Raw genomic sequence first — 12,183 nt, forward strand, 5'->3', positions numbered from 1 at the left:
CGAACCCCGACCCGCACACCTTCACGATCGACCTGATCCGCGCCGGCCTGCTGTCCGCGGGCGGCAATGTCGATGTGATCCTGCAGTCGGCGGTGCTCGAGACCGCCACCGGCAATGCCGGCGGGGTGCGGGTGCGCGCGACGGTCGGCCCGGCCGTCAACAAGCTCTGGTTCAACCAGTTCCGGCCGGACGATCCGGTCAACGCCACCGAAGGCGGCGCCGTCGACGCGGCGTTCTTCGGCACCGGGCCGGTCAGCATCAAGGCGACCTACCACTTCATCACGCCGCTCGGCGCCGCGGGCCTGGTGGCCGACGGCACCGGCCCCGGCACCGGCAACATCATCGTCACCGCGGCGGACTCGACGCCCGCCGCGACGCAGGTCAACGTGACCGGCATCACCGAGATCCTGGCCAGCGGCCACATCGACGTGCTGACCAACGGCTTCATCACGCTGACGGAACAGACCGGCGACATGCGCGTCGGCAGCATCACCTCGACCGCGAACGACGTGACGCTGACGGCGCCGGGCGCGATCGTCGATGCGCTGGCAGACACCAGTGCCGATGTCACCGGCCGCAACATCACGCTGACCGCACAGGGCGGCGGCATCGGCGCGGCCGGCAACTTCCTCGAGACCAACCTGCTCGACAACGCCACCGGCGTGCTGCGCGCCGATGCGCCGGGCAGCATCTTCATCGAGGAGACCTCGGGCGACCTGCGCGTGCACCATGTGGACTCGACCGGCGGCAACGTCACGCTGGTCGCGCGCGCCGGCTCGATCCTGGACGCCAACGACGATGTCAACCCCGACCCGGCCAGCGATGGCACCTTCCGGGACGCGCAGAACCGCCTGCGCGACGCCGTCAACGTCACGGCGCTGAACATCGCGCTCGACGCGCGCGGCGCCACCGGCAGCATCGGCGCCGATGGCGACGACCTCGACATCGACTCGCGCACCGGCGGTCTGCTGTTCGCGCAGGCCGGGCTGAACCTGTTCGCGACCGAAGTCAACGGCGAGCTCGACGTGATCGCCGCGCGCGCCCTCGGCGGCGTGCTGCGCCTGACCGTGCCCGACACCGGCGCCTTCGACACCGAGAACCTGGTGCTGCTCGCGGGCGGCAGTGCGCGCATCTTCGAGAGCGGCGACACCGCCGTCTCGCTCGGCGAGATCACCGCGTTCGCGACCATCGCGCTGTGGGTCGGCGACAACGTCTCGACCCACGCCAACAGCCGCATCGCGGCAGGCACCGGCATCACGATCCGCGGCGACACCCGCCGCGTCGGCAAGACCGACAACGTGGACACCACCACCGGCAGCCACGACGGCAATCCCGCCACCGACCCGGTCGACATCGGCCGCGGCACGCGGATGGACCTGCGCGGCACGATCGGGCGGCTCGGCGCGCCCGTCTCGCTCGCGACCTTCAACGCCAGCGCGAAGGACTTCACCCAGATCTTCGGCCACGACGAGGTCGACACCTTCACGTTCAACCAGACGAAGCTCGATGCGAACACCCGCGTCTACGGCGGCTTCGGCACCAGCGCGGGTTCTGCGCACGACGGCGAGGACCGCTTCATCGTCAACCAGCTGCAGTCGATGCACGTTTTCGCCGACGGCACCGGTGACACGCTGACGCTGGACGGCCAGGTCGACAACGACAGCTACACGGTCAACACGACCGGCAGCCAGAGCGCGGGCGGCAACAACTACGTCATCAACGTGCTCGACAGCGGGCCGCGCACCGACGCGGAGGACCGCCTGTCGGTGTTCGGCGTCGACGGCAGCGAGGCCGCGGGCGCGGTCGACGACATCTTCCTGCTGCGCCGCGTGTCCGAGATCCCGAACGAGCCGGGCGCCGACACGCCCGCGTTCGTCGCGCTGCTGCACGGCTCGCTGGCGCAGGCGCGCGACGGCAGCGGCAGCACCGCGTCCCGCCCGCAGGGCGTGGAGCGCGTCAACTACGACGCCCGCCTGAACGGCCGGCTCGAGGTCTACGGCCTGGGCGGCAACGACTACTTCGCGATGGACGACAACAGCGCCATCACGACGCTGGACGGCGGCAGCGGCGCCGACCAGTTCCAGATCGGCCAGCTCTACGGCTCGCAGCGCATCGTGCCGAACGTGCCGGCCAACGACGCCTTCGGCCTGATCGCGACGACCCGCGGCTACCTGAGCCGCGGCGCGACGATGCCGGTGGTGGTGCAGGGCGGCGCCGGCAACGACACGATCCAGGTCTACAGCAACAAGGCCGAACTCCGTCTGGAAGGCGACGCGGGCGACGACCTGTTCGTCGTGCGCGCCTTCGCGCTGGCGCAGACCGACGCCAACGGCGTGATCCTGAAGGACGCCGCCGGCGTCGCCATCCCGCTGACCACGAGCGACGTCTCCACCGCCGGCCAGATGGACGTGCGCCCCGGCGACGGCAACGACACGGTCCAGTACAACATCAACGCGCCGGTCTCGGTCGACGGCGGCAGCGGGTTCGACAAGGTGGTCGTGCTCGGCACCGAGTTCGCGGACAACTTCGTCATCACCGAGCAGGGCGTGTTCGGTGCCGGCGTCAACGTGCGCTTCCAGAACATCGAGGTGCTGGAGGTCGACGGGCTCGAGAGCGACGACGACTTCTACATCCTGAGCACGCCGGTCGGCGTGATCACCCGAGTGATCGGCAACCTCGGCAGCGACACGATCAACGTCGGCGGCGATGTCGCCGAGCCGATCGTGATGTCGCAGCTCGACGGCGCCTCCGCCGCGCTGACCCATGGGCTGACCTCGGCCGACGTGCTGTACGACAACCTCCCGGTGGACGGCATCGACCTGACCGTGGCGAAGGCCATCACCGGCGTGGTGATCATCACCGAGAGCGGCGGCAACACCGTGGTGCAGGAAGGCGCGACGACCGATCTGCTCGCCGTCGACAGCTACACCGTGCGCCTGGCCGTGGCCCCGTCGGCCGGCACCAAGGTCTACGTCACGGTCTCGGCGTCGCGCTCGCAGCGCGACGAGGAGAAGGGCACGCCGGGCGGCGATTCGATGTGGCTGTCGAAGACGCTGCCGTCGAGCTTCACGCACAGCATCAGCGTCGACGGTGTGCCGACCCCGGTCGACGACCGGGCGGTCGTGCTGACCTTCGATTCGACCAACTGGGACACCGCGCAGACCGTCTACGTCTACGGCGTGGACGACACGCGCCCCGAGGGCGAGCGCACCGTCACCGTCAACCACAGCGTCGCCGCAGTGGTCGAGGTGCCGGCCGCGGCCGGCGACGCGGTGGCGGAGGCCGCGCAGAACGCGACCATCACCACCTTCAACCAGGTGAAGGTGCGCAATGTCGAGGTGCGCATCATCGACAACGACCAGGCCGACCTGGTCGTGACGCAGACCAACGGCTCGACGGTCGTGCTCGAAGGGGCGCTGCCGCAGGGCATCCAGGACACCTTCAACCTGAAGCTGGCGAAGGAGCTCACCGGCACGCAGACCGTGACCGTCACGCTCGCGCCCAAGCCCGGCCAGCTGACGCTGTCGACCACGAGCATCGTGTTCACCAAGGACAACTGGAAGCAGGGCGTCGACGTCACCGTCACCGCCGTCGACGACGCGGTGCGCGAGGACTTCAAGCGCTCGTTCATCGACATGGCGGTGACCGCCTCGAGCGGCACCACCGACTACAACGGGCTGAAGAGCCAGCTGGCCGTCAGCGTCTACGACAACGACAACCCGGGCGTGCTGATCGTCGAGAGCGACGGCGCGACCCGCGTCGTTAACGACGACCTGAGCACTGCCGCGAACGAAGGGGTCATCGACACCTACACCGTGCGCCTGACCTCGGCGCCGACCGCCGACGTGACCCTGACGATCGGCAACGACGGCCAGTTCACGACCACGCCGACGACGCTGACCTTCACGACGAGCAACTGGTGGGTCGCGCAGACCGTCACCGTCACCGGCAACCCGAACTACGTGCCGGCGGCCGACAGCCTCGACACGACCACGCAGAAGGTCTGGGCGCCGCGCAAGCACCTGCTCACGCAACTGGGCGGGCCGCTGGAGATCGTCGGCGGCTCGATCGGCGAGCGCGGCCTGACCGATGCGGTCGTGCTGCCGCAGGAACTGAACGCACCGCTGCTGGGCTTCCCGGTCGGCGTGCAGCCGGACGAGCGCGACCAGATCGACACGCTCAACATCTTCGACGACGGCAGCCGCGAGGACAAGGTCGGCCTCCTCACCTCGACCACGTTCACCGGGTTCGAGATGGCGCCGGCGCTGAACGTGCCGACGAACGCGTTCGGCGAGGTCTCGATCGGCGGCGGCATCACCTTCGGCGACGTGGGCACCGGCAAATCCAGCATCGAGGTGCTGAACCTGATGATGGGCGAGGGCAACGACACGCTCAGCATCACCGGCACGCTGCAGCCGGCCGACGAAGGCACGGGCGCGAACCGCGGCCCGGCCCGCCACGGCAACCTGACCGTCGTGCACGGCGGCGGCAACCTGGCCATCAGCGCGACGAATGCGGCCATCGGCGGCGACCGCATCACGATCGCGAGTACCGGTCTCACGAACGGCGGCTCGGCGTCGCCGCTGGTCGTCTACGGCGACACCTCGCAGGACGGTCTCTGGTACAGCGGGCTGCCGGCCGTCACCAGCCGTTCCGACAACCTGGTGCTCGGCGCCAAGCTGTTCGACCAGATCGGCACCGCGGACGACTTCTTCCGCTTCCCGCGGGCGAACCCGTTCGACTTCGCCGGCAACGACATCATCGACGCGAGCGCGATGTTCGCCGGCGTGACGGACGCCGCCCTGCCAGGTGTCGGCATCACGATCTACGGCGGTGCCGGCAACGACACGATCACCGGCTCGCGCGCCGGCGACCACCTGGCCGGCGGCTCGGGCGACGACACGATCAGCGGCAACAGCGGCAACGACCTGATCTACGGCGACTCGGGCTTCAACGTCGACCCGATCACACGCACGTTGCTCGTGCCGACGATCGACGGCGGCTACGGCACGCTGCCGTTCGGCCCGGTGCGCGACGAGATGATCGCGGGCAAAGACACGCTGAACGGCAACGACGGCGACGACGTGATCTTCGGCGACCACGGCACCGTGCAGCAGGACGTGCCGCGCGGCCGCGTCTACGGCGGCTATGCCCCGGCGATGACCGCCCGCACCGCGGTGTTCGGCTACGCCACCGGCAATGCCAGCAACACGCAACTGTCCTTCACGGCGAGCGACAAGCTGCTGACGGTCGGCTTCATCCAGGACATCCGCAGCGCGCAGCCGGGCAACGGGGCCGACGACGTGATCCACGGCGACGCCGGGCGTGACCGCATCCTCGGCGGCAACGGCAGCGACACGATCACCGGCGATGCCGGTTCCGACCTGATCTTCGGCGACCAGGGCCACCTCAGCTACCTCGGGCCGGACTACTTCGGCACGACAGAGACCGGGCTCGCCGGCCTGGGCACGCTCGACCTGGTCGAGAGCGTCGACACCGGTGCCGCGTACGGCAAGGCCGACACGATCACCGACGACGCCTCCGACGACATCGTCTTCGGCGGCCAGGGTGCCGACGTGATCGACGCCGGCGCGGGCCAGAACATCGTGTTCGGCGACCACGGGCGCATCCTCGGGGTCGACGCGGGCGTGAACCGCCCGGTCGGCGACCCGAACCCGGCCAAGATCGACGACGACTACCAGGTGCAGGTGCTGGACCTCGTCACGTCGATCGACGCGGGTACAGTGAACGGCGTCGGCAACGAGTTCGGCAACGGCAACGACCGGATCACGACCGGCATCGGCCGCGACATGATCTTCGGCGGCGGCGGGAGCGACACGATCGACGCCTTCGCCAGCAGTGGCGGCACGGCCGCGCTCGACGGCAACAACATCGTGTTCGGCGATCACGGGCTGGTCGACTACCTGGCCGAGGAGGTGGCGCAGGCCAGCGCATCGAACCCGCTGCGCACCGACGACATCGACCGGATCTGGTCGCTGGATTCGGCGACCGCGATGGGCGGCGACGATTCGATCGTCACCGGCAACGCCAACGACATCGTGCTCGGCGGTACCGGCGGCGACACGCTGCTGCTGGGCAATGGCAGCAACATCGTGATCGGCGACAACGCACGGCTCACCAGCGACGAACGTGACCACCGGGCCACCGATCCGGCCTTCGTGTACTCGGTGCACGAATTCCTGCTCTGCAAGATCGACACGATCGGCTTCGAGGACGCCGACGGCGGCGCGGACACGATCGTCGGCGGCAGCGGCAACGACGTGCTGTTCGGCGGCGGCGGCGACGACACGATCTACGCCGGCGCGGGCGACGATCTCGTGTTCGGTGACCAGGGCCGGATCGAGTGCAAGAACGATCACCCGTTCGATCCCGAGACCAGCCTGCGGCCGATCTGCTGGGAGGACTTCCCGCTGCAGGGCTTCCTGCTGTTCGAGGCCATCAACGTCGACAAGTCCACCGGTGCCGGCAACGACCTGATCTACGGCCAGGATGGCAGCGACCTGCTGATGGGCCAGCAGGGCCGCGACACACTGTACGGCGGCAACGGCGACGACATCCTGATCGGCGGCAGCAACGTGGCCGGCGCGCTCGACAGCGACGACCGGCTCGATGGCGGCGCCGGTGCCGATGCGATCGCCGGCGACAACGCCGACATCTGCTTCCGGCCGGACGGCATCGACGTGCGCATGCGCAACCTCGACGGCACCGCGATCTACGGCACGACGGTCGGCGTGAACGACGGCCAGGTGCTGGTCGGCAACGGGGTCGCCAACGCGAGCAATGCGATCGATCCGCTCCACCCGGACGCGAACGCCGCGCGTGATCCGCGTTACGTGGCGCGGGCCGTCGACATCTACGGTCACGTGATCGACAAGAACAGCGGCCACGCCGAGTACCACATCGAATTGCTCGACCATGTGCAGAACGACGGACTCGTCGCGAGCGACACCCTGGTGACGACGCCGGCCACGATGTACGGCAACGACTACATCGCCGGTGGCGCCGGCGAGGACGAGATCTTCGGCCAGCTCGGCAACGACACGATCCAGGGCGATGGCACGATCGGCGTCGCGGCCGGCGCGACCGGCGAAACCGGCGTGCAGCGCCAGGCGCGCATCGACGCGGCACAGCTGTCCGTGGCGCTGGCGGCTGGCGGCAGCTTCCTGATCCCGACGACCGGTTTCACCACGTTCTTCGCTGCGCGCGGCCCGGCCACGGCCGGAGCCGCGGGCGACCAGGCGATCGGCGTGGGCGATCTCACCGTGGTGGCGTCCTTCGAGGGTGCGGGCGACGGCGACGACTACATCGAGGGCAACGGCGGCGCCGACGTGATCTTCGGCAACCGTGGGCAGGACGACATCGTCGGTGGCAGCTCCGACCTGTTCGGTTTCATCGCACGCAGCCAGCGCGCGGACGGCAGCGACCTGATTTTCGGCGGCGCCGGCACGGACATCACGCGCAACGACATCGGCGAGGCGACCACTGCGCGCACCGCCGGGCTGCCCGTCGGATCACCGAACGACCTGATCGTCAACAACCTCGGCGGCCACGCCCAGGACGCGGACGTGATCCTCGGCGACAACGGTCGCATCCTGCGGCTGGTCGGCATCAACAAGGCTCAGCGCGGCAGCGGCGACACGCTGGCCACCACTGCCAATGCGACGACGACGTTCGGCGTCTCCAGCACCGGCGGATTCCTGAACTTCAACTACGACCTCAACGGCGTGTCCGGGGACGGCTACGGCAGCGACGGCAACGCCGCCACCTATGACCGCATCATCGTGCGTGCGGCCGGCTTCCTCGACTACACCGAAGGTGGCATCGACTTCAAGTCGACCGCCGCGCTGGACCGCGGCGCTGCCGACGAGATCCACGGCGAGTCCGGCGACGACCAGATGTACGGCATGAAGGGCAACGACGTGCTGTTCGGCGAAGGCCAGGACGACGACCTGATCGCCGGCTACGGCAACGACTGGATCAGCGGCGGCACCGGCGCCGACGGCGTGATCGGCGACGACGGCCGCATCATGGTCAGCCGCAACGCGACCGGCTACGGCGAGGCGCTGTACGGCGTGCTCGCGCTGCTGCCGGACAACGGCGACACCAAGACCTTCAACGGCAACATGATCAACGAGGCGATCGCCACGCCGGGATCGATCCAGCAGGCCGTCTCCAATCCGGGTGGCCAGCTCAAGAAGGCGATCAACCTGACCCCGTTCAGTCAGGACCCGCTGTTCAACGGCAACTGGGACGAGTTCACCTCGGGCACCAAGAAGACGCTCGACGACCAGGGCCGACCCGGCGCGCACAACGCCGACGACATCATCTTCGGCGGACTCGGCGACGACTGGCTGCACGGTGGCTCGGGCGACGATGCGATCTCCGGCGGCGAGGCGCTGCCACAGTCCTTCACGCAGGTCTATGGCGGCGCCGACGGGACGACGCTGCTGGGCATCGCGCGCAGCGACTACGCGCGTCCGTTCAACCCGGTCGACGTGCTGCGCTACCACCCGGACGATCCGAACGGCTGGCACTTCGACCGCACCAGGCGCGCCGGCGAGTTCGAGCTCTACAACGAGTACGACCCGCTGCGCCGCGTCTCGCTGAACGCCAACGGCAGCGCCAACACGACGGACGCCGGCGGGCTGGCCTGGTTCCTGAACTTCTCGACCAGCGAGGGCACCTACGTGCCGGCCGGCACCATCCCGGGCGCCACCGGCCAGCAGGCCACCAGCTACGGCGCGGCCTACAACGACGGCAACGACCGGATCTTCGGCGACACCGGCAACGACTGGCTGATCGGCGGCACCGGCCGCGACGACATGTACGCCGGCTTCGGCAACGACCTGTTGAACGCGGACGACAACCAGACGACGAACTTCAACCGCAACGATGTGCCCGACACGCAGCCGACCTACGAGGACCGCGCTTTCGGCGGTGCCGGCCGCGACGTGCTGATCGGCAACACCGGCGGCGACCGGCTGATCGACTGGGTCGGCGAGTTCAACAGCTACCTGGTGCCGTTCGCGCCGTTCGGCATGGCCACCGTCAGCCGCACGCTGCAGCCGCAGCTGGCCGAGTTCCTCTACACGCTGAGCGCCAGCGACGGCGCCGACCCGACGCGCTTCGCCGACACCAACGGCGACCCGGCGCTGCGCTACCGCAACGGCGAGCCGCAGGGCGAGCTCGGCGTGGTGCGCCAGAAGGACTTCGCGTGGCAGTCCCAGACCGGCGCCCCCGCCGATCCGCAGGCCGGCAACATCCCGGGCGGCAAGCGCGACGTGCTGCGCACCGCCGGCTTCGACGACGGCACGCTGCAGGCGCTGGCGCCGGACAGCGGCACCTGGCAAGTCAGCGGCGGCGCCCTGCAGACCGCGTCGACCTCGAAGATCGACGATGCGGTGGCCGTCTACCAGGTCGGCGATGCGCTGCCGTCCTATTTCGAGGTGCTGGCCACGATCAAGGTCATCAAGCCGACCGGCGGCTGGGACGCCAACAGCTACGTGATCTTCGATTACCAGAGCCCGACGAACTTCAAGTTCGCCGGCCTGAACGTCTCGACCAACAAGCTGGAGATTGGCATCCGCACCGCGGCGGGCTGGCAGGTGCTCAAGCAGGCCTCGTTCCCCGGCAGCATCAAGAACGACACCTGGTACAACGTGCTGCTGTCGGTCAACGGCCTGACCGCGACGCTGATCGTCAACAACACCAACGTGTTCAGCTACGTGTTCAACGCCACGGTGGTCGACGGCTGGAGCTACGGGCTCAACTGGGGCCTGGTCGGCTTCGGTTCCAACAAGTCGCGCGGCGCGCTGGACAACATCGCCGTGCAGGTCGTCCCGCCGTCCGCCACGGTCGTGCGCACCGACGACTTCACCACCGGCTTCGGCGCCATGCAGACGGCGGTCGCTGGCTCGAGCACCGGCGCCTGGAGCGCGTCGGCGGGCCGCGTCACCGGCACGCCGGCGGCCGGCAGCGACGCCGCCTTCCAGTTGCTGAACCTGTCGGGCGTCACGCAGATGCAGGCGTCCTCGCTGCTCGAACTGAGCACGGTGCTGAACACGACCGGCCGCAGCGGCATCGTGTTCGACCGCTACAGCGACACCGACTTCAAGTTCGCCGCGATCGACGTCACGACCAAGCAGGTGATGATCGGCCACCGCACGGCATCGGGCTGGACGCTCGACGCCGTCAAGGCGGTGTCGACCCTGGTTGCCGGCACGGACTACAAGCTGGGCATCTCGATCAAGGGCTCGTCGGTCAGCGTCACGCTGAACGATCAGGCGGCGATCGGATTCGTCTACAACGCGGTCGGCGTCGATGGCCGGTTCGGCCTGCTCGTCAAGGGCGGCACCGGCAAGTTCGATACCGTGACGGTCAAGACCAACGACCCGACCGTGCCGGCCACGCTGAACCTCGCCGAGCTCGCGCCCGATGCGCCGCGCAGCAGCGCGCCGATGCCCTCGGCCGACCAGGTGCGGATGCTGCTGGCCGAGGCGATCCGCCGCTGGTCGACGATCGAAGACGCCGCCTTGATCGCACGGCTGCGTGATGTCGAGGTCGATTTCGCCGACCTGGACGGCGGCGAACTGGCCGAGTACCACGATGGCCGCATCACGCTCGACATCGATGCCGGTGGCCGCGGCTGGTTCGTCGATCCGACCCCGCGTGACGACAGCGAGTACAGCGGCACGGGCAGCACGCTGACGGCGCGCGGCGGCGACGCGGCGCGCGGCGTCGACCTGCTGTCGGTGCTGGCGCACGAACTGGGCCACGCGATCGGCTTCGAGCACAGCGCCACCGGCGTGATGGCCGAGGGCCTGCTGCCGGGGCAGCGCGCGTTGCCGGACCGGTGGCTCGGTGCGTCAAGCGGCATGGCGCTCGAGGTGGCGGCGCCGCTGGGCGCGGCCGCAGGCGCAGCGTCGGCGTCGGTCGCCACGACGGCGCCGTTGATCGACTGGAGCCGGGCACCGGTGGCGGCCGCAGCGAACCCGCGCACCGCCGCCGCGACGGCCGAGCGCGTGCGAGCGCCGGCGCCGTGGCAGTCGCGCTTCGTCAATCACCTGGGCGCGACGCCCGAACGCATGAACCCGAATGCGGCGCTGCGCGTGCATGTCGACGTCACGCCCCGCGTCACCGCGGAGCTGGCGACGCTGGAGGGGTCGTGACGGTCGACGATGACCGTTTGATGAATTCGAGGCGATGCGATGGTGAGTCCCCTGTGACGATGTCACAGGGGAAGTAACGTCACTTCGCGCGTTCTGCTCCGCTCACCAGAATCGCCGAGTCCCAGCAGGCACCCGAGGAGCAAGAGATGTTGAAACGGCTCTGCCGCTACATCGCCCACCGCCATGGCCGCGGGATCGGCCTCTATCTCGCCGTGTGCCAGCCGAGCGGCGAGGAGTGGGCGGCCTACCTGCGTCGACACGGTGGCCTGCACGCGATGGGCGAGGATTGCTCGATCCAGACCAACGTGACCATCACCGACCCCGCCTACGTCACGCTCGGCGACAACGTGCGGCTGTCCGGCTGCACGCTGTTCGGGCACGACGGCGTGGTCAACATGCTGAACCGGGCCTATGGGCGCAAGATCGACCGGGTCGGCCGGATCCGCATCGGCAACCACGTGTTCATCGGCCACGACTGCGTCGTGATGCCCGATGTCACGATCGGTGACTGCGTCGTCGTTGCGACCAACTCGGTCGTCACCTCGGACCTCGACGGCGGATTCGTCTACGCCGGGTCGCCGGCCAGGCCGATCGGCCGCGTCGACCAGTTGGTCGAGAAGCTGCAGCGCGACAGTGACGCCTATCCCTGGGCCCCGCTGATCGCCACGCGTCGCGGTGGCTTCGACGCGGCGATGGAGCCGGTGCTGAAGCAGATGCGCGTCGCGCATTTCTACCAGGGTTGACCACTGGTCCCGCCGACAGGAATCGAACCTGTATTTGCCGCTTAGGAGGCGGCCGTTCTATCCATTGAACTACGGCGAGGGGGGCGAGCGCTTGCCCGCGGCGCCGATTGTCGCCGACCGGCGCGACCCGGCCGGCGGACGCCTGGCACGGCGCTGTGGCGTGCGACTGTCACCGCAGTCAACAGTCGTCGACTCCTACACGTTGCCGGGCAGCTGTTACTTCGCTGCAACGCGCGAACCGGGCAAGATGG

2 protein-coding genes and 1 tRNA gene (1 of these 3 running past the window's edge) are annotated in these 12,183 nt (G+C 69.2%); 2 read left to right on the plus strand and 1 reads right to left on the minus strand.

The features are described from left to right. Positions 1-11,189: the 3' end of an LEPR-XLL domain-containing protein gene (locus ACWH49_RS16645; protein WP_448172472.1), read on the plus strand. Its footprint begins 19,618 nt before the window's first position; 11,189 of the gene's 30,807 nt are visible here — the last part of the coding sequence; its start codon lies beyond the left edge, outside the window; the stop codon is at positions 11,187-11,189. Positions 11,190-11,335: 146 nt separating this feature from the next. After that, positions 11,336-11,932: an acyltransferase gene (locus ACWH49_RS16650; protein ID WP_448172473.1), complete on the plus strand. Its 597-nt coding sequence runs from the start codon at positions 11,336-11,338 to the stop codon at positions 11,930-11,932. A 4-nt stretch (positions 11,933-11,936) separates the two neighbouring features. Here the strand turns inward: ACWH49_RS16650 and ACWH49_RS16655 are convergent. Then, a tRNA-Arg gene (locus ACWH49_RS16655) sits at positions 11,937-12,011 on the minus strand. Positions 12,012-12,183: the final 172 nt, after the last annotated feature.

The organism is Rhizobacter fulvus (assembly GCF_964020785.1).